This is a genomic window from Nocardioides sp. CF8 (assembly GCF_000389985.1).
Classification (GTDB): domain Bacteria; phylum Actinomycetota; class Actinomycetes; order Propionibacteriales; family Nocardioidaceae; genus Nocardioides; species Nocardioides allogilvus.
In genome coordinates this window covers 849,121-868,405 of record NZ_CM001852.1, presented here as the reverse complement: position 1 = coordinate 868,405, position 19,285 = coordinate 849,121, and the positions used below count along the sequence as shown (strand labels likewise).

Here is a 19,285-nt window from a genome sequence, read left to right as displayed (position 1 = left end):
CTAGGCGGGACTCCCGTCAGGACAGCAGTCCGCGCACCACCCTCAGGCCCACCGACAGCCGGGCCAGGTCGGCGGCCTCGTCGCGGCAGATCTCCGTCAGCGTGGCCGCGGCCCGACCGATCAGCTCGGCGTCGGCGTCCTCCCACTCGGCGACCCGCGCCGGCGCGGAATCCTCGGCCGAGGTGGAGGAGATGACGGCAGCCGTGAGCTGCTGGTGCACGGCATAGAGGTCGTCGCGCACCGCGGCCCTGGCCATCGTCTGCCAGCGGTCGTCCCGTGGCAGCGCGAAGATCCGCTGCACCAGGGCCGGCAGCCCGAGCCGCTCCCCCAGCGCGAAGTGCACCCGGGCGACCTCGACGGGATCGAGGTCGAGCTCGTCGGCCGTCTCGATGATGCCGAGCAGCGCATAGGCCGGAGCGAGCACGGCGACGCGCGTCGCCAGGTCGTCGGGGACCCCGGCCGTGGTGAGCCGGTCGCGGCGACCGATGAAGTCGTCGAGCTCCTGGCCGCTCATCAGCTCCGGCAGCACCGCCATCACGGACTGGACGCGGCCCTGGAAGAAGTCCACGGTCGCGACCGAGTCGAGCGGGGGCCGCCGGTTGTTGACCAGCCACCGCGAGCTGCGCTCGACGAGGGTGCGCATCTCGATCCGCATCCGGGTCTGCCGCTCGGCGGGCACCTGGTTGTCGTAGGAGGCGATCTCGTGGCGCATCGCCAGCGACCCGAAGATCTCCCGCGCGACGAAGTTGGCCCGGGTCAGGTCGGCGACGCTCGCCCCGGTCTCGCCCTTGAGCCGCGGGATGAAGGTCATCCCGGCGCCGTTGACCAGGTCGTTGACGACCTGGGTCACGATGATCTCGCGGCGCAGCGGGTGTTCCTCCATGGCCGGCACGTGGTCGGCCTGCATCCGGGAGGGGAAGTAGGCGAGCAGGTCGTCGCGGAGGTAGGGGTCATCGGGCAGGTCGGACGCGAGCAGCTCGTCGGCCAGCACGATCTTGGTCCACGACAGCAGCACCGACAGCTCGGGCATCGACAGGCCCCGGCCACTCTCCAGCATGCGCTTCACCTGGCGCGAGGCCGGCAGCGCCTCGAGGTCGCGGTTGAGGACCCCGCGCCGCTCGAGCTCCTTCATCCAGTCCTCGTGCACGTGCAGGAGGGGTACGGCGTGCGCGGCGGCGTTGGCCAGGGCGAGGTTCTGCTCGTAGTTGTCGCGCAGCACCAGGTCGGCGACCTCGTCGGTCATCTCGGCGAGCAGCGTGTTGCGCTGCTTCTGGGTCATGTCACCGCCGGCGACCACCTTGTCGAGCAGGATCTTGATGTTGACCTCGTGGTCGGAGGTGTCCACACCCGCCGAGTTGTCGATGAAGTCGGTGTTGATCCGACCACCCTCGCCGCCGCAGCCCTCGCGGGCGTACTCGATGCGGCCGAGCTGGGTGAGGCCGAGGTTGCCGCCCTCCCCCACGCACTTCGCGCGCAGCTCGCCGCCGTTGACGCGGATCGCGTCGTTGGCCTTGTCGCCGGCGTCGGCGTTGACCTCCTCGGCGGACTTCACGTAGGTGCCGATGCCGCCGTTCCACAGCAGGTCGACCGGCGCGAGGAGCACGGCCCGCATCAGCTCGGCCGGCGTGAGCTTGACGACGTCGTCTGCCAGGCCCAGCGCGCGGCGTACGTCGGCAGAGATCGGGATGGACTTCAACGCCCTCGACCACACACCGCCCCCGGCGGAGATCAGGCTCTTGTCGTAGTCCTGCCACGAGGAGCGCGGCAGCTCGAAGAGGCGCTTGCGCTCGGCGTAGGAGACCGCGGCATCGGGGTCGGGATCGATGAAGATGTCGCGGTGGTCGAAGGCGGCGACGAGCCGCGTGTGCTCGGAGCAGAGCATGCCGTTGCCGAAGACGTCACCGGACATGTCGCCGATGCCGACCGCGGTGAAGTCCTCGGTCTGGCAGTCGATGCCGCGCTCGCGGAAGTGCCGCTGGACCGAGACCCAGGCGCCGCGGGCGGTGATGCCCATCGCCTTGTGGTCGTAGCCCACCGAGCCGCCCGAGGCGAACGCGTCGCCGAGCCAGAAGCCGTAGTCGCCGGCCACGCCGTTGGCGATGTCGGAGAAGGTCGCGGTGCCCTTGTCGGCCGCCACCACGAGGTAGGTGTCGTCGCCGTCGTGGCGCACGACGCCGGTCGGCGGCACGACGGTGCTGCCCTCGGGGCCGTCGACGAGGTTGTCGGTGATGTCGAGCAGGCCGGAGATGAAGGTCGTGTAGCAGGCCTTGCCCTCGGCCAGCCAGGCCTCACGGTCGGAGGAGTCGGGCAGCTGCTTGCAGAAGAACCCGCCCTTGGCGCCCACCGGCACGATCACGGTGTTCTTGACCATCTGCGCCTTCACCAGGCCCAGCACTTCGGTGCGGAAGTCGTCGCGACGGTCCGACCAGCGCAGGCCACCGCGCGCGACGGAGCCGAAGCGCAGGTGCACTCCCTCGACGCGGGGCGAGTAGACGAAGATCTCGTAGGTCGGTCGCGGCTCGGGCAGGTCGGGGATCGACGACGGCTCGAGCTTGAAGGACATGTAGGGGTGCAGCGCGCCGTCCGCGGTCGTCTGGAAGTAGTTCGTGCGCAGGGTGGCGCGGATGTGGGTGAGGTAGGACCGCAGGATGCGGTCGTGATCGAGGCTGACCACGTCGTCGAGGGCCGTGGCGAGCTTCTCCTCGACGACCTCGATCCGCGCCGTACGCGCCTCGGCGTCGCCCGCGAGGTCGCTCTTGCCCGGGTCGAAGCGGGCCTCGAAGAGGTCCACCAGCAGCCGGGTGATGTCGACGTTGTTGCGCAGCGCCTCCTCGATGTAGTCGAGCGCGAACGGCGAGTTGCCCTGCTTCATGTACTTCGCGTAGGCGCGCAGGACCGTGGCCTGGCGCCAGGTGAGCCCGGCGCCGAGCACGAGCGCGTTGAAGCCGTCGGTCTCGTTGTAGCCCTCCCACACCGCACGCAGCGCGTCGGCGAAGAGCTGGCGGGCGGTATCGGGCAGCTGCTGGCCGTAGCGCAGCCCGAACTCGTAGATGTAGGACTCGCGACCGAGCCCGGCGAGCTCGTAGGGCCGCTCGTCGACGACCTCGACACCCATCGAGGCGAGCATCGGCAGGACGGCGCTCAGCGACAGCGGCGCCCCGACCCGGAACACCTTCAGCCGGGCCTCGCCGCGACCGGCGTCGACCTGCTCGAACAGCGCGAGGTCGATGCCCTCGTCGCCCTCGATGGCCTCCAGCCGGCCGAGGTCGGCGGCGCCCGTGCGGGGGTTGAAGTCCTCCTTGTAGGCCTCCGGGAACGACGCGGACCACGTGCGCGACAGGCGCGAGCCCCGCTCCTCGCCGTACTCCGCGACGACGGCGTTGGTGAAGTCGTCGCGCCAGGAGCGCGCGGCCTCGACCATGCGCCGCTCGAGGTCGGCGACGTCGATGTCGGGGATCGTCTCGCCCTTCGCGGGGTGGACGACGAAGTGGACGCGGGCGGTCGTGGCCTCGTTGACGCGGGCGGTGAACTCCACGCTGTCGCCGTTGAGGCGCTCCTTGAGGATGTCGGCGAAGCGCTCGCGCACGGTCGTGTTGTAGCGGTCGCGCGGGAGGTAGATCAGCACGGAGACGTAGCGGCCGTAGGTGTCGCGGCGCGCGAACAGGCGCGGCTGCCGGCGCTCGCGGGCGAACATCACCGCCTCGACGGTCGGTGCGAGCTCCTCGGCGGGAGTGTGGAAGAGCTCGTCGCGCGGGTAGTTCTCGAGCGTGTCCATCAGCGCCTTGCCGGCGTGGCTGCGCGAGTCGAAGCCGACCTTGCGCATGATGCTGCTCGTCTTCTCGCGCAGCAGCGGGATGCGGGTGACCGACTCGGTGTAGGCGGCGCTCGAGTAGAGCCCCAGGAAACGGCGCTCGCCGACGACCTCGCCGTTGTCGTCGAACGTCTTCACGCCGACGTAGTCGAGCCACGCCGGGCGGTGCACCGTGGCGCGGGAGTTGGCCTTGGCCAGCACCAGCAAGGTCTTCTCGCGCGCCTTGTCCTTCACCAGCGCCGGCAGCTTGGCGAACGACGAGGACATGTCCTGGTCGGCGCGCAGGACGCCCAGCCCGGTGCCGGGTACGGCGCGCAGCGCCCACTCCTCGTCGGGCCCCTCGCCCACCGACTCGAGGCGGTACTCGCGGTAGCCGAGGAACGTGAAGTGGTCGTCGGCCAGCCAGCGGATGAAGTCGCAGCTCTGCTTGATCTCACCGGCGGAGATCGGCGGCGGGTTGTCCTCGATGTCGGCCACCACCGCGAGGGCGCGATCGGCCATCTTGCGCCAGTCCTCGACCGACTCGCGGACGTCGCGGAGCACGCGCTGGAGGCTGTCGACGATCTCGGCCACCTCGTCCTGCTCGACGACGCGCTCGATCTCGACGTGCATCCACGACTCCTCGAGGGAGTCGGGGGCGGCCTCCTCGACCACGCCGTCGGCGAGGGCGCCGACGCGCTGCAGCCCGCCGGTGATGTCACGGGTGACCTCGAACCTCGGGTGGATGACGACGTGCACGTTGTGGTCGAGCCGGGCCAGCTCCATCGTCACCGAGTCGACGAGGAAGGGCATGTCGTCGGTGACGACCTCGACGACCGAGTGACCGCCGGCCGACCAGCCCACGTCGACCGGGTTGGGCGTGACGACACGGACCGCCGCCGTGCCCTGCGGACGCGACGTCGCGATGGCGTAGTGGGAGGCGAGGGCGCCGTACACGTCCTCGGGACTGCGGCCGGCGAGGTCCTCCGGCGCGACGTGGCGGTAGTAGGCGCCGAGCAGCTCGCCGACCTGCGCGTGCGGCGGGCCACCGGTGCCTCGGGAGGCCAGCGCCACTCCCTCGGCGCGGTCAAGAAGCTCGGCCTTGTCGTCCTCGACGTTCACCACACCCCCGACCCTAGGGGCCCGCTTGTGACGCACACAACACGGGCGCGTACTGGCCGGTCACATCGTGACCAAGAGCCGACGGACGCGCTGACGGACATGCTGGTCAAGACCGGCGATTGCCGTGAGGATGTCGCCCATGAAGCTCACCCACTCAGTCAGGTATGACGCGCCGGTCGCCGACGTCTACGCCATGCTCACGGACCCGGCCTTCCGCGAGAAGGCGGCGCTGGCCCAAGGAGTGACCTCGGTCGACGTCTCCGTGAACGGCGGGACCGTCACCCTCGAGATGCAGCAGCCCAACACAGACCTGCCGGGCTTCGCCCGCAAGATCGTCGGCGACGACAGCCGGGTCATCCAGGCCGAGGCGTGGAACGGCTCCGACTCGGCGGACTTCTCGATCACGATCCCGGGAACCCCCGGCTCGATCAGCGGCGTCCGCACCCTGACGGCCGACGGTGACGGCACGCTCGACAGCTTCGACGGCGAGGCCAAGGCCAAGATCCCGCTGGTCGGCGGCAAGCTCGAGAGCCTCATCGCCACCAAGCTCAAGGAGGGCTGGGACGGCGAGCACGTCGTCGGCACCGCCTGGCTGGCCGGTGAGCGCTGACATGTCGAAGAACATCTCCGAGAAGCTGACCTATCCCGGCACCACCATCGAGCAGGTGCTCGCGATGTACGCCGACCCGGCGTTCCGCGAGGAGGTCGCGACCTACCAGCGCGCGGTGCGCAGCTCGGCCGAGCTCGACGGCGTCGGCGCCGGCAGCACCGCCCGCGTCGAGATCGTCCACGGGACCGAGCAGATCCCTTCCTTCGCGCGCAAGCTCGTCGGCGACGAGATCGCGATCGTTCAGGAGGAGACGTGGACCAGCGACACCCACGCCGACGTCCGGGTGACGATCCCCGGCAAGCCGGGCGACATGTCGGGCACCTTCGACCTCGCCCAGGTCGGTGACGACGTGGTCGAGACTGTGGCGCTCACCGTGAAGGTCAACATCCCCTTCGTCGGCGGCAAGGTCGAGGACCTCATCGCCGGCCTGCTCGCCAAGGCACTGCGCGCCGAGAACAAGGTCGGCCTGAGGTGGCTCGGGGTTTCGTGACGATCGCTGCGCGACCTCCTCAACCGCCGACCCTCGGAGGTTGAGGAGGGCCGAAGGATCGTCACGAAGCCGAAGGCAGCGTGAGGCGATGGGCCAGCACTCCGCCGTTCCCGTGGCTCGGCATCAGCAGGACGTCGTCGATGACGACTGCCTTGGGTGCTGCGACAGCCAGGTTGGTGTCGTTCAGGAACACCTCTGAGCCGAGCTCGGTGAGCGAATCGTCGCGGAGCGAGCGCAGCGTGAGCCTCCCGCGGCCTGCGTTCAGGGCCTCCTGGGTGCCCTCGAACCCGAGCACCCCGCCGTCCAGGCGGGCGAACGGGATCCACCGCTCGGCGCCGACGCCCGGGAACCCACCCAAGGTCGAGCCGTCGTCCAGGGAGAGCTCGGTGGCGCCGGGCCAGGCCTCCCCCGCCAGCACGACCGACTCGTCCGTGGCGGTGACGAAGGCGTCCTGCGCCTCCGTGGAGACGTCGGCGAGCTCGCGCACGCCGTCGGGCTCGAGCCTGACCACGACCGACCGCCCGTCGGCGGTGTCCGCGGCCAGCACGGTCAGCGGCTGGCCCGCCAGGATCCTGAGCGGGTTGTAGGGGTCGGACACCGTCACCTCGGCGACGGTCTCCCCCGACGTGACCTCGACGGCGCGCCAGGGAGGCCCGCCGCCTGCGCTCGAGACGACGACCACGCCGTCGCGCACCAGCACCTGGTTGTCACAGCCGGCCGCGAGACGGCCGAGCGGCGCTCCGGTGCCGAGGTCGAAGCGACGCGCACTGCAGCGCCCCGCGACGAGCAGCGCCTCTCCGCCGACCTCGAGCGTCGGCGCCCCGGGAAACGGCCGCTCCCAGACGACCGAGGCGCTCTCCAGGTCCACGGCCTTCACGGTCGTACGGCGCGCGGTGGCCGGCTCGTCGGTCAGGACCGACATCCCGGCGCGTGTGGGTCGGCCGGCCGGCTCGCAGCGACCGACGGTGACGGCCACGAGTCCGAGCTTCGAGGGCACCGGAGTCGCCCCGCACACCTGACCACCCAGCGGCAGGCGCCACACCTCCGCGCCCGTCTCCTGGTCGAGCGCGACCAGCCCGCGCGGCGCGATCACCACGACGTCGTCGCTGTACTCCCAGATCCACGGCGCGTCGCGCCCGATCCAGTCGGGCCGCACCCGCACGTCTGCGACCCAGGCCTTCGAGCCCGACGCCGCGGACGTCGGCTCCGCGCTGGGGGCCACCCCGTCGGGAGGAACGCCGTCCACCTCAGCACTGCAGCCGGCCGCCGCCACGAGGGCGACGGCCAGCACAGCGGCGTACAGGCGAGGCGCCCGCACGACCGTCAGCCGTCCGCGCCGTCGTGGCGTCGTCGGTGCCAGACCACGAGGCCGAGCAGCACGAACGGGCCGAACGCCAGCACCAGCGTCAGCGCCTGCTCGAAGGGGTGCAGCGACCCCATGTGCAGAGCGGTCACTCGGCGTCCATGTAGGGGTAGCGGTAGTCCTTCGGCGGCACGAAGGTCTCCTTGATCGAGCGCGGCGACGTCCAGCGCAGCAGGTTGACCGCCGAGCCCGCCTTGTCGTTGGTGCCCGACGCGCGGCCACCGCCGAAGGGCTGCTGCCCCACCACGGCACCGGTGGGCTTGTCGTTGATGTAGAAGTTGCCGGCCGCGAAGCGGAGCTCGCGCCGTGCCCACGCGATGGCCGCGCGGTCCTGCGAGATGATCGCCCCGGTCAGGGCGTAGGGCGCGAACGACTCCATCTGCGCGACGACCGACTCGAACTTGTCGTCGTCGTAGACGTGCACCGCCAGGATCGGTCCGAAGTACTCGTCCGAGAACATCTGGTCGGTCGGATCGGTCGACTCGATGATCGTCGGTCGCACGAACCAGCCGACGGAGTCGTCGGTCTGGCCGCCGGCGATCAGCGTGAGGTGCTTGTTGGCGCGCACCCGCGCGATCGCCTTCTTGTGCTTGGCGAAGGCACGCTCGTCGATCACGGCGCCCATGAAGTTGGTGAAGTCGGTGACGTCGCCCATGGCCAGGCCCTCGGTCTCCGCGATGAGCTGGTCCTTGATCTTGGCCCACACCGACCTGGCGACGTACGCACGAGAGGCTGCGGAGCACTTCTGGCCCTGGAACTCGAACGCGCCTCGGATCATCGCGACCCGCACGACGTCGGGGTCGGCGGACGGGTGGGCGACGATGAAGTCCTTGCCGCCGGTCTCGCCGACGATCCGCGGATAGGAGCGGTAACGGTCGATGTTCTCGCCCACGCCCTTCCAGAGCCGGTGGAAGGTCGGCGTCGAGCCGGTGAAGTGGATGCCGGCGAGGTCGGGGTGCGTCAGCGCGACCTTCGAGACGTCGAGGCCGTCGCCGGGGAGCATGTTGATGACGCCCGGCGGCATGCCGGCCTCCTCGAGCAGCTCCATCGTCAGCGACGCGGCGAGCTGCTGGGTCGGCGAGGGCTTCCAGATGACGGTGTTGCCCATCAGCGCGGGCGCGGTCGGCAGGTTGCCGGCGATCGCGGTGAAGTTGAACGGCGTGATGGCGTAGACGAAACCCTCGAGCGGGCGGTGGTCGGTGCGGTTCCAGATGCCCGGGCTGTTGGCCATCGGCTGGTCGGTGAGGATCTGCTTGGCGTAGTGGACGTTGAACCGCCAGAAGTCGATCAGCTCGCACGCCGAGTCGATCTCCGCCTGGAAGGCGGTCTTCGACTGGCCGAGCATCGTCGCGGCGTTGATCCGCTGGCGCCACGGCCCCGCGAGGAGGTCGGCGGCCTTGAGCATGATCGCGCACTTCTCGTCGAAGGGCATTCGCTGCCAGGGCAACGCGGCCGCGGACGCGGCCTTGATCGCGGCCTCGGCGTCCTTGGTCGTGGAGTTCTTGAAGGTCCCGAGCACGTGCTGGTGGTCGTGCGGCTGCACGACCTTCATCTCAGCACCGCCGCCGTTGCGCTTCTTGCCGTTGATGTGGGCGCGCAGGGTGTGCTGCTTGCTCTCGAGACGGGCGAGCTCCACCTTCAGGTCAGCCCGTTCGGGGCTGCCGGGGGCGTAGGTCAGGTTGGGCTCGTTGATGGGAGCCGGTGGGAACGTGATCGCATCCATGAACCGACCTTAGCGACCTGCCAGCACGTCCGAAATTTCCTGGATGCCGTACCACGCGAGGTCGTCGTCGGGGTCGGCGTCGTCCTCGGTGTCGACGTGCACCGCTGCCCAGCTCTTGCGGGGTACGGCGCCCGCCGCATCGACCACGTCGGCCGCGAGCACGACGCGCCGACCCGAGCCGGTGCCGAGCGCGGCGGACGCGTCGGCGGCGGTCATCAAGGCGGCGTACTCCGCCTCCTCCGACTCGTCCTCGGCGACGACCTTCTCGACGTCGGCGGGCACGACGCCGGCGTCGTGGGCCTCGGCGAGGGAGGCCAGCGTCAGCGGGAGGTAGACCCTCACGACTGGTCCGTCCTGGTCGGAGTGGTGGTCTTCTTCCGGCCCCGCGGCGCCCGCTGGCGGCTCTCGCTGGCGGACTCCGTCAGCTCGTCGAGCGCCTCGACGATGCACTGGCCGAGGGTGTCGACGTCGGGCAGGGCGTCGCGGTCGGCGGTGATGCCGTAGAAGACGCTGCCGTTGTAGGAGGTCACCCCGACGGCCAGCGCGTGCTCGGGCAGCAGCGGGTGCACGGGATAGGTCTCCAGCATCGTCGCGCCACCGGCGTAGAGCGGGAACTGCGGTCCCGGCACGTTGGTCACCGAGAGGTGGAAGCCGCGGCGCAGCTCGTCGGCCGCCACCCGCGAGCCGAGCGCGTGGAAGGTCGTCGGTGCGAAGCCGGCGATCCCGGCGAGACGCTCGGCGCCCACCCCGCGCCCGGTCTCCTTGTGGGCCTGGAAGCTGTAGCTGACCTGGTGCAGCCGCACCACGGGCGACGGCTCGGAGATGGGCAGGTTGACGAGGTGGCCGGCGACCTGGGTGCCGAGGGAGGTCGGCTCGAGCTCGTCGTCGATCACCGACATCGGCACGATGGCCTTGATCGTCTTCAGGCCGGCCATCGACTCGGTGCGCGTCATCAGCCAGCCCCGCAGGCCACCGGTCAGGGTCGCGAGGATGACGTCGTTGATGGTGCCGCCGTGGACGCGCCTGATCCGCTTGTAGTCGTCGAGCTGCGTGTGGATCATGAGGAACCGGCGCTGCCGCGAGAGCGGCCCGTTGATCGGCGAGGAGGCGACGGGCTTGCGCCCGGCCAGCGCCCCTGCGACGTCACTGGCGCGGTGGCGGGCGGAGCTCGCCGTACGCACGATGGACTGGGTGTTGGCCTGGACCGTCTTGACCAGGGTCGAGGGACGCTCGATCGAGTCCGTGATGGCGCCCAGAGTGAGCGACAGCGCGTCGGGGCGACCGCGCGGGTGCCACTCGTCGTGCCCGAGCTCGGGGCGGTCGGGCTCGGTGTCGAGGAGCACCTGGCCGATGTCGACGGTCTCCCGGCCGTCGACCAGGATCTGGTGGCTCTTGGTGAGCACCGCGACCCGGCCACCGGCGAGGCCCTCGACGAAGTAGGTCTCCCACAGCGGCCGGGAGCGGTCGAGGGGACGCGAGGCGATGCGGGCGACGAGCTCGCGCAGCTGGTCGTGGCCGCCGGGACGCGGCAGCGCCGAGCGGCGGACGTGGTAGCTCAGCTCGAACTCGGGGTCGTCCACCCACACCGGCGTCGCCAGTCGTCCGGGAATCCACTGCAGGCGCTGGCGGTAGCGCGGGACGAAGGCGATGCGGTCGGCGATCAGCTCCACGAGGCGCGCGTAGTCGAACCCGGACTCGCCCGGATCGAAGATCTCGACGGTCGCGTTGTGCATCGGCGTCCGCGAGGACTCGGTGGCCAGGAATGCCAGGTCCCGGGGTCGCAAACGCTCGCTCATGTGTGCCCTTCGTGTCGGTGGCGGCCACCACAGGCTGACACACCCCGGGCACCACTCTCTTGCTCCGCGTGGGATTGTGGCAGAGGAACCGCAGTCATACGAGGAGTAGTCCACATGCCCCGCACCATGCCGACCACCCGGCGCCGCCGATCCACCCGCCCGGCCCTCCTGGCCGCGGCCCTCACGATCGGCCTCGGCCTCGTGCTGAGCGGCTGCTCCGAGGACGCCGACCCGACCGGCCCGGTCGGCGAGACGACCTCACCGGAGTCGACCGAGACCCCGTCGGACACCGGGTCGCCCGAGGCACCCGCCGCGCAGGTCATCGAGATCACGGTCTCCGGCGACACCGTGGAGCCCAACGGCGAGCGCGTGGATGCCGCGGTCGGCGAGGAGATCGTCCTGCGGGTCACCTCCGACGCCCCCGGCGAGATCCACGTGCACTCCACCCCGGAGCAGGCGCTCAGCTACGAAGCCGGCACCACCGACCTGCCGTTGACCATCGACCAGCCGGGCCTGGTCGACGTCGAGTCGCACACGCTCGACCTGGTGATCGTCCAGCTCGAAGTCCGCTGAGGTGGGCGACAAGCTCCTGGCCCACGGCATCGGCGGCGCCAAGGACCTGCCGATCCCGCTCGAGCTGGCGATCGCCGGCGCTGTCGCGGCCCTGGTCGTCTCCTTCACCGTGCTGGCCGTCGCCTGGCGCAAGCCGCGCTACGACGCGGCCACGAGCGGTCGTACGGCGCCCGCGTGGCTCGACTCCCTGACGTCCTCGACGCCGTGGCGTGCCGGGTGGCGCGCCTTCGGCGTGCTCGCCCTGCTCTACGTCGGCTGGGCCGCCATCGCCGGCCAGGACACCCTGATCAACCCGTTCCTCGGGGTGTTCTACGTCCTGGTGTGGGTCGGGATCGTGCCACTGTCGCTGCTGTTCGGACCCGTCTGGAAGGCGATCAGCCCGAGCCGCACGATCAACTGGCTCCTCGCCAAGGCGTCCGGCAGCGACCCGTCGGTCGGCCTCTACACCTACCCCGCGCGACTGGGCTACTGGCCGGCGGCGATCGGCCTGTTCGCCTTCGTCTGGCTCGAGCTCGTCTATCCGCACTCGACCGAGATCGGACCAGTGCGGCTGTGGTGCGCGGCCTACCTCGCGATCATGCTCATCGGCGGCGCCCTGTTCGGCAACAAGTTCTACGAGCACGCCGATCCCTTCGAGGTCTACTCGTCCCTCGTCGCCAAGCTCTCGATCTGGGGCCACCGCGACGACCGCCTGCTGATCCGCTCGCCCCTGGCCAACCTCGACAGCCTGCCGGCCAAGCCCGGGCTCGTGGCGGTCGTGGCGGTGCTGTTCGGCAGCACGGCGTTCGACTCCTTCAAGGACTCCAGCCCCTGGGTGCAGTTCATCCAGTCGACGACCATCAGCCCCGACCTGCTCAACAACCTCGGGCTGCTGGCCTTCTGCGCCGGCATCGCGCTGCTCTTCGCGTTCGGCACCATGACGACGGGCGTCGGCGACGGCGTACGGCGAAGCGCCCTGCCCGACCTGTTCGCGCACTCGGTCGTGCCGATCATCGTGGGCTACATCATCGCCCACTACCTCGCCTACCTCGTGGAGTACGGCCAGACCACGATCATCCAGCTCAGCGACCCGCTCAGCCGGGGCGACAACCTGCTGGGCACCGCTGACCTGACCGTGAACCGCTGGCTGTCCTACCACCCGACGTTCCTGGCCCGGCTCAAGGTGCTGGCTGTCGTGGCAGGCCACGTGCTCGGCGTGATTGCCGCCCACGACCGGGCCGTCCGGCTTCTCCCGGCCCGCCACCAGCTGACGGGTCAGCTCCCGCTGCTGGTCGCCATGGTCGGCTTCACCGTGGGCGGGCTCTACCTGCTCTTCGCCGCCTGATCAGAACAGGCGGCGCTCCGCGGTCGGGCTGGACGCCGCGCGCGCACTCGCGCCGGGGACCGGACCGTAGGGCCACCCAGCAGGCAGGTGCTGGATGACCTCGACGACCTCGCACGTGTTCCGGTCACCGACCACCTTGTCGAGGGGGTCGCGACGCCCGACGAAGAAGACCCGGTCGTTCATGCCCTCGGCCGGGGTGCCGATGTCGTCGTAGTCGTCGCAGTAGATCTCGTCGCGGAAGCCGTCGTCGTAGAGGTAGATCGTGTCGTTGCCCTGCTCGGAGAAGGCGCTGTCGGCACCGGGGCCGAGGAAGATGACGTCATCGCCCTCGTCGCCCTTCACGTAGAGGTCGTTGCCGGCGCCGTCGATGATCGTGTCGTTGCCGGGACCTGCGCTGAGTGAGTAGTCGTCGCCCGGACCCGCGTCGAGGTGGTCGTCGCCGTCGAGCCCGATCAGCTTGTCGTTGCCCTCACCGCCGATGAGCCGGTCGTTCCCCGCGCCGCCGTTGATCTCGGCCGTGCCGCTGGCGCCCGGCGCCACCCCGTCGTCGCCGGGCCCGCCGTCGAGGACGTCGTTGCCGTCGCCGCCGTTGATGTGCTCGCTGCCCTCACCCCCGGCGATGGTGTCGTCGCCGGACGCACCGGCGAGGTGGTCGTCGCCCGTCCCGCCGTCGATGCTGTCGTGGTCACCATTGCCGTCGAGGTCGTCGTTGCCGTCCCCGCCCAGGATGCTGTCGCTGCCCGTGCCGCCGTCGACCACGTCGTCGCCGATCCCGGCGTCGATGGCGTCGTTGCCCTCCGCGCCGAGGATCGTGTCCACGCCGGACCCGCCGAACAGCCGGTCGTCGCTGCCCTGACCCTGGATCGTGTCGTTGCCGTCGCCGCCGTCGATCGTGTCGAGACCGACCGCACCGAGCAGCCGGTCGTTGCCGAGGCCGCCCGAGATCGAGTCGTTGCCGGAGCTGCCGGCCAGGCGGTCGTGACCGTTGGCGCCCTCGATCGTGTCGTTGCCGGGCCCGGCCTGGACCATGTCACTGCCGCCACCGGCGTCGACCCGGTCGCGACCGGGACCCGACAGCACGGTGTCCTTGCCGCCCCGGCTGGCGATCTTGTCGTTGCCGCTGAGCGAGACGATCCGGTCGCGCCCGCTGGTGCCCTGGATGTTGTCGTTGCCCCTCGTCGGGCCGTTGGACGCGGCCAGGGCGGGAGCTGCCAGGCAGACGGCGAGGAGGGCGGGCGCGACGCAGCGGCCGAGAGTGCGGATCATGGTGGGAGGTCCTTGATCAAGAGGGTGGGGGGACCACCATCTTGACCCCACGGACCAACTCTCGGGGTGGAAACCTCAATTTCGGGCGAGCCTGCGACGGGCGCCGCGGCGCCGGGGCTCGTGACCGACCAGGGTCGTCGGGAACACCGCATCGACGACGCCGCCGAGCGCGCGCACCAGCTGGCCGTCCCCGCCCTCGACGAGCGACCTGCCTGCCACGAGTGCGCGATCGACGGCCGACTGGTCGTCGGGCAGGAAGTGCAGGCCGGAGACCCGGGAGAAGCCCTCGACCATGCCCGCGATCTCACGCTCCGACCAGCCCAGGCTCGAACGCATGCGGTTGACCACTACCCGCACCGGCGCTCCACCGGTGATCTCACGCAGCTCCACGAGCCCTCGCGCGAGGCGCGAGAGCCCGACGGGGTCGGCCGCGCCCACGACGACGATCTCGTCGGCGGCTCCCAACGCGGTCAGGGTCATCGCGTTGCGCGCCGGTCGGGCGCCGAAGTCGCCGCCCGGGTCGTCCTCGAGGCTGAACCCGGTGTCGAGGACGACGTCGCCGAGCTCGCGTGCCCGGTCGACGACGGACTCCAGGTGACTGGCGCGGACCTCGATCCACCGATCGGCGCGCGGCAGTCCGGTGACGACCGTGAGCTGGTCACCGACCGCGCGCGTGGTGGACAGGAAACGGTCGCCGAGCTGGCCGGCACCGGCCAGCCTGGCCGCGGAGAGCAGGCCGGAGACCTCGTCGAGGATGCCCAGCTGCTGGGCGACGCCCCCACCGTGGGGATCGGCGTCGACGAGCACGGCCGGGCTGCCCCGGCGCGCGAGCTCGGCCGCCAGCGAGACCGCCACCGTGGTGCGTCCCGGAGCACCGCCCGGCCCCCAGACGGCCACGACCCGGTGCTCGTCGGCGGGTGTCGTGACGACGGCGGACGGCAAGTCCTCGCCGCCCCGGACCTGGGTGTCGCCGAGGTCCTCCACGGTCGAGACGACCTCCGGCAACGAGTCGAGGTCGTCGGCAGCGACGAGGGCGGCGATGCCGAGGCGCTCGGCCCGCGCGAGGACGTCCAGGTCGTCGGCGGACGTCGAGGCGACGGCGACCGGCCGGACGGCGTAGCGCCTCAGGTGGGTGACGGCCGACGGGTCGAGGCCCGGGGCGTCGAGGCCGATGACGGCGACGTCGGCCTGGCCGCTGGTCGCGGTGGCGAGCAGGTCGTCGACGTCGACACAGCGCTTGAGCACCACGACACCACCGGCGCTCGTCAGCCGGGCGAAGGCGTCGGACTCCCAGGCGGCCCCGGAGGCCATCATCAGGACGCAGATCATCGCGCCGCCGCCCTCAACCGCGCACGAGGACGCGAACGCGCTCGTCCTCGCTGGCCGACAGGATCTCCGCCAGGGCGTCGGAGTCCGTCTCCGGGATCCCCAGCACCAGCTGGCGGCCGCGGCTGACACTGCCCAGTGAGTCCGCGGCGGACGGAGCGTCGATGACCACGACGTCGGAGAGCACCGTGGTCGGCTCGATGCTGCCCCGCTTGTCGTCGCTCGCGCCGTCCGCCGGGATCACCAAGAGCTCGATCAACGATCCAGTCCCGATGTTGGTCGGGATCAGCTCGTGCGGGAAGGCCAGCGACACGATCACCGTGTCGGCCTCATCACCCGAGCCGAGGGCCGCGGCCGGCACGAGCTCGCCCTCTCCCAGGGCCCGCACCAGGGTGAGGTCGTCGGGCAACGGCGAGGAGGTCAGGAGATAGCGGGCGGCGTCGGTGCTCTCACCGAAACGCACCGACGTGGAGACCAGGTCGTCCACACCGACCGTGTCGCCCGGCGCGACGTCGCGCGCGGCGGCCCACACGCTCACCGAGTCGTCGGCCGCACCGAGGATGCGAGCACCGGCGATGATCGACACGGCGACGATCGCGATCCCGATCCAGAGACGAGGATCGCGCCACCCCGGAGGCTGGGCGCGGGTGGCGGTGGGGACGTCGATGGCAGCGTGGGTCCGAGACACCGACACATCATGACCTCAGATGCCATCCGGCACGAGTCGTTGTCCACAGGTGCACCAGGGCTCAACAGTTCTCCACAGCCCGCGAGGCGCCGTACCTCCGGCTGCGTCTCGAGTGGCACCATGTCGCCATGGCCTCCCCCCGCTTCCTCACGCTGGCCGACGTGGCCGAGGTGCTCAACACGTCCAGCGCCCAGGTCTATGCCCTGGTGCGCCGTGGCGACCTGCCCGCGATCAAGATCGGCGGCCGCGGACAGTGGCGCGTGGAGGGCTCGGAGCTGGAGAAGTACATCGAGCGGATGTATGACGAGACGAAGACCTTCGTCACCGCCCACCCGTTCGTGGAGAGCGAAGCCGGTCGCGACGACGGCTGAGGTGCGACTCAGCCGACCTCGCCGTCGAGGGTGATCTCGAAGGCCTGCTCCGACCCGTCGCGGTTGACGGTGAACTCGATGGTGTCGCCCGGCTGGTGGGTGCGGATGGCCACGATCAGCGCGATGCCGTCGGTGACGGGCTTGCCGTCGACCTGGGTCACGACGTCGTCCTTGCGCAGCCCGGCGTCCTCGGCGGGCGTGCCCTCGTTGACCTCGGTGATGAGGGCGCCGACCGACTCGGCGCCGCCCGTGCGCACCTGCGCACCGATGACGGGGTACTGCGCCTCGCCGTTGCGCAGGATCTGGTCGGCCGTGGTGCGGACCTGCTCGATCGGGATCGCGAAGCCGACGCCGATGTTGCCCGAGCCCCCGCCGCCGAGGCTGCCCCCACCGGTGGTCGCGATGGCCGAGTTGACCCCGACGACCGCGCCGGCGAGGTTGACGAGCGGGCCGCCGGAGTTGCCGGGGTTGATCGCCGCGTCGGTCTGGACGGCGTTGATGTAGGACGAGACGTTGTCCTCGTCGCCGGTGGTGACCGGCCGGTCCAGGGCGCTGACGATCCCCGAGGTCACCGTCTGGCTGAGCCCGAGCGGCGAGCCGAAGGCGACGACGGGGTCACCCACGCGCAGGCCCACCGAGGAGCCGAGAGCGGCCGGTTCGAGGGCGCCGGCGTCGGTGATCTTCAAGATCGCGAGGTCGTAGACGGGGCTGCGACCGACAACGGTCGCGTCGTGGCGCACGCCCTCGAAGTCGACCACCTTGATCGGCCCCTCGTCCTCGGCGGCCGCCTGCACGACGTGGTTGTTGGTGACGATGTGGCCCTCGCGGTCGAGCACGAAGCCGGAGCCGGTGGCACCCTCGTCCTCACCCTCGAAGGCGGCCAGGATCTGCACGGTGCTGGGCAGCAGTGCCTGGGCCACGGCCGGGACCGAGCCGTTGTCGGCCTCCAGCGGAGCGGAGTCCTGCGTCTGGACGGCGTCGAGCCCGTCGTCGTACGTCGAGGAGCTGTCCTCCCACTCGTCGTAGCCCAGGGCACCGAGGAAGCCGCCCATCAGGCCGAGCAGGAGGGACATCGTCGCGACGACCGGCCAGACCCAGCCGGAGACGCGGCCCCTCGGCCGGTCATCATCGCGGTGCTGCTGCATCGGAGTCGTCGGCCCGGAGGCACCGTAGGGCTGGCCCGGGAGCTGCGCGGTGTCCTGCGGCGGACCCCACGGCGACTGCTGGGGCGGGATCGGCGACGGGGCCGGCTGGTGGGCGAGCTGCTCCGCGGGAGCCGGCGCGGGCTCCACCGGTCGAGCCGGCGGACGGTGCGACTGCGACGGTGAGGTCCAGCCCGCTCCGGTGATCGGCTGCGTGGGCTCGGCGTCGGGCTCGCCATCGGGCTCGACGGCAGGCTGCGCGTCTGGATCGGGCGAGTTGGGTCCGGAGGTCTGGTCGCTCACGGGCCCATTCTCACCCGAGGCGCTCACGCACCACTACGACGTGGGGGGTGGGATCGGTCGGCGCGGTCTCCTGGCGCCGGGCACGCTGCCGCTCGGCACGCTGGGCCCGGTCTGCCGCACGGTCGCTGGTCCGGTCACCGGTCCGGCCGCCGGTCCGGTCGTCGAGCACCGGCGTCGACGTCTCGGTCGGGCGCGACAGATCGCTGACGGGGGCCCTGCGCTCGAGCTGGGGAGTGCTGACGGCGCCGAGGGCGAGCACGCCGACGACGGCAGCGCCGGCGGCACCACCGCCGATGGCGACCAGGGAACGATGGCGCGAGCGGAAGGTGCTCGACGCGGTCGGGAACGGCGCCGGGGCCAGCGCCGACCCGCAGCCTGCGGCTGCGAGCAGCGAGCTCTTGAGCCCGTCGGGCGCCTCGCACGCAGCCCGGTCGGAGAAGGAGAGCCCGGCGAGCCGGGTCTTGATCCAGCCCTCGCGCTCGACGAGGTCACGACAGGGGTGGCACTCGTGGACGTGGGCCCAGGCCCGCTCCTCCTCCGCTGCCGGCAGCCGGCCGTCGAGGAGCGCGCTGACGCGCGACCCGAGGTGCATCACGACCGATGTCCCGGGACATCGGGCCCGAGCACGGGGCCGGCGTAGCGTTCGCGGCCCTCGGTGGGGGCCCGGTGCGCCAGCGCACGGCGCAGCATCGCCCGGCCTCGGTGGATCCGGGAGCGGACCGTGCCGAGCTTGGCGTCGAGGATCTCGGCGATCTCCTCGTAGGTCAGGCCCTCCACGTCGCACAGCACGACGGCTGCGCGGAAGTCGGGCGGCAGGGTCGCCAGCGCCAGCTCGATGTCGTCGTCGAAGCGCTGGTCGGCGTAGGACGTCTCGGGGGCGACGTCGGTGCTCTCCAACCGCGAGGCACGCTCGTCGGAGAGGGCGTCGAAGCGGATCCGCTGCTTGCGGCGGGCGCCGTCGAGGAAGAGGTTGGTGGTGATGCGGTGCAGCCAGCCCTCGAAGGTGCCGGGCGTGTAGGTGTCGAGCGAGCGGAAGACCCGGATGAAGACCTCTTGCGTGAGGTCCTCGGCGTCGGGCCGGTTGCCGGTGAGGCGGTAGGCGAGGCGGAAGACGCGGTCGGAGTGGTTCTCGACGACCTCGTCCCACGTCGGCACGCCGACGGTGGCTTCACTCTGGTCCATCATCGGTGCCCCCTGGCGCTTGAGCTGCTGACCGAACAGTGTCTGACCTCCTCAACCTAGGGACCGGGTCTGAGAGGACCCTGTGAAAGCACCGCGAGCCTGCTCAGGATTGGGACTCTTCGTGCACAACGGACGGGTCAGCTCGTGTGTTCCCGGAAGTCCCCGCCGGGAGCGATAGAGTCGCTGCCACGCTGTGCGCACGCGCGCGTCCCGTCT

Annotated in this window: 17 protein-coding genes; 5 read left to right on the top strand and 12 right to left on the bottom strand. The window is 71.0% G+C overall.

Annotated elements, in window-relative coordinates; translation table 11 throughout:
- Positions 1-16: 16 nt before the first annotated feature.
- A complete protein-coding gene (locus tag CF8_RS04260) occupies positions 17-4,915 on the bottom strand; it encodes an NAD-glutamate dehydrogenase (protein ID WP_010831906.1) in 4,899 nt (1,632 codons plus the stop codon).
- Between the two features lie 136 nt (positions 4,916-5,051).
- On the opposite strand from CF8_RS04260, the gene CF8_RS04255 reads away from it, so the two are divergent.
- Positions 5,052-5,522 (top strand): DUF2505 domain-containing protein, encoded by a 471-nt coding sequence (locus CF8_RS04255; protein WP_010831905.1) that lies wholly within the window; start codon positions 5,052-5,054, stop codon positions 5,520-5,522.
- On the top strand, positions 5,512-6,012 hold the full coding sequence (locus CF8_RS04250) for a DUF2505 domain-containing protein (RefSeq protein WP_232211569.1): 501 nt from the start codon (positions 5,512-5,514) through the stop codon (positions 6,010-6,012). Before CF8_RS04255 ends, CF8_RS04250 begins: the two co-directional genes overlap by 11 nt.
- 61 nt (positions 6,013-6,073) lie before the next feature.
- Here CF8_RS04250 and CF8_RS04245 read toward each other — a convergent pair whose 3' ends face one another.
- Genes CF8_RS04245 through CF8_RS04230 form a run of 5 tightly spaced genes read right to left on the bottom strand, consistent with a single transcriptional unit; the run spans position 6,074 to position 10,894 of the window.
- Positions 6,074-7,330 carry a hypothetical protein gene (locus CF8_RS04245; protein ID WP_156887143.1) on the bottom strand — a complete coding sequence of 419 codons (1,257 nt, stop codon included), beginning with the start codon at positions 7,328-7,330 and terminating at the stop codon, positions 6,074-6,076.
- A 5-nt stretch (positions 7,331-7,335) separates the two neighbouring features.
- Positions 7,336-7,467 carry a hypothetical protein gene (locus CF8_RS23420; protein ID WP_269634806.1) on the bottom strand — a complete coding sequence of 44 codons (132 nt, stop codon included), beginning with the start codon at positions 7,465-7,467 and terminating at the stop codon, positions 7,336-7,338.
- The gene (gene pruA, locus CF8_RS04240; RefSeq protein ID WP_010831902.1) at positions 7,464-9,098 is read right to left on the bottom strand and encodes an L-glutamate gamma-semialdehyde dehydrogenase; all 1,635 of its coding nucleotides are present in this window, start codon (positions 9,096-9,098) and stop codon (positions 7,464-7,466) included. Before pruA ends, CF8_RS23420 begins: the two co-directional genes overlap by 4 nt.
- Positions 9,099-9,107: 9 nt before the next feature.
- A complete protein-coding gene (locus CF8_RS04235; RefSeq protein ID WP_010831901.1) occupies positions 9,108-9,440 on the bottom strand; it encodes a DUF6912 family protein in 333 nt (110 codons plus the stop codon).
- On the bottom strand, positions 9,437-10,894 hold the full coding sequence (locus CF8_RS04230; protein WP_010831900.1) for a WS/DGAT/MGAT family O-acyltransferase: 1,458 nt from the start codon (positions 10,892-10,894) through the stop codon (positions 9,437-9,439). Before CF8_RS04230 ends, CF8_RS04235 begins: the two co-directional genes overlap by 4 nt.
- A gap of 114 nt (positions 10,895-11,008) precedes the next feature.
- On the opposite strand from CF8_RS04230, the gene CF8_RS04225 reads away from it, so the two are divergent.
- Together CF8_RS04225 and CF8_RS04220 are read left to right on the top strand one after the other, a co-directional pair.
- Positions 11,009-11,467 (top strand): hypothetical protein, encoded by a 459-nt coding sequence (locus tag CF8_RS04225; RefSeq protein WP_010831899.1) that lies wholly within the window; start codon positions 11,009-11,011, stop codon positions 11,465-11,467.
- Position 11,468: 1 nt separating this feature from the next.
- On the top strand, positions 11,469-12,791 hold the full coding sequence (locus CF8_RS04220; protein WP_010831898.1) for a hypothetical protein: 1,323 nt from the start codon (positions 11,469-11,471) through the stop codon (positions 12,789-12,791).
- Here CF8_RS04220 and CF8_RS04215 read toward each other — a convergent pair whose 3' ends face one another.
- The 3 genes from CF8_RS04215 to CF8_RS04205 all read right to left on the bottom strand — a co-directional run bounded on the left by CF8_RS04215 (position 12,792) and on the right by CF8_RS04205 (position 16,071).
- Positions 12,792-14,057 carry a calcium-binding protein gene (locus tag CF8_RS04215; RefSeq protein WP_010831897.1) on the bottom strand — a complete coding sequence of 422 codons (1,266 nt, stop codon included), beginning with the start codon at positions 14,055-14,057 and terminating at the stop codon, positions 12,792-12,794. It lies immediately after the preceding gene.
- Positions 14,058-14,132: 75 nt separating this feature from the next.
- Complete coding sequence (locus CF8_RS04210) at positions 14,133-15,386, bottom strand: AAA family ATPase (protein ID WP_010831896.1); 1,254 nt, start codon at positions 15,384-15,386, stop codon at positions 14,133-14,135.
- Between the two features lie 13 nt (positions 15,387-15,399).
- Entirely contained in the window at positions 15,400-16,071 is a 672-nt protein-coding gene (locus tag CF8_RS04205) for a hypothetical protein (RefSeq protein ID WP_156887142.1), read from the bottom strand.
- Positions 16,072-16,199: 128 nt separating this feature from the next.
- Here CF8_RS04205 and CF8_RS04200 point away from each other — a divergent pair, with 128 nt between their 5' ends.
- A complete protein-coding gene (locus CF8_RS04200; RefSeq protein ID WP_010831894.1) occupies positions 16,200-16,442 on the top strand; it encodes a helix-turn-helix domain-containing protein in 243 nt (80 codons plus the stop codon).
- Positions 16,443-16,450: 8 nt separating this feature from the next.
- On the opposite strand, the gene CF8_RS04195 is transcribed toward CF8_RS04200, so the two are convergent.
- Genes CF8_RS04195 through sigE form a run of 3 tightly spaced genes read right to left on the bottom strand, consistent with a single transcriptional unit; the run spans position 16,451 to position 19,072 of the window.
- Entirely contained in the window at positions 16,451-17,887 is a 1,437-nt protein-coding gene (locus CF8_RS04195) for a S1C family serine protease (RefSeq protein WP_010831893.1), read from the bottom strand.
- Between the two features lie 10 nt (positions 17,888-17,897).
- Positions 17,898-18,482, bottom strand: a complete 585-nt coding sequence (locus CF8_RS04190) for a hypothetical protein (protein WP_036490189.1) — start codon at positions 18,480-18,482, stop codon at positions 17,898-17,900.
- Positions 18,479-19,072 carry an RNA polymerase sigma factor SigE gene (sigE, locus tag CF8_RS04185; RefSeq protein WP_010831891.1) on the bottom strand — a complete coding sequence of 198 codons (594 nt, stop codon included), beginning with the start codon at positions 19,070-19,072 and terminating at the stop codon, positions 18,479-18,481. The genes CF8_RS04190 and sigE overlap by 4 nt, the downstream gene beginning before the upstream one ends.
- Positions 19,073-19,285: the final 213 nt, after the last annotated feature.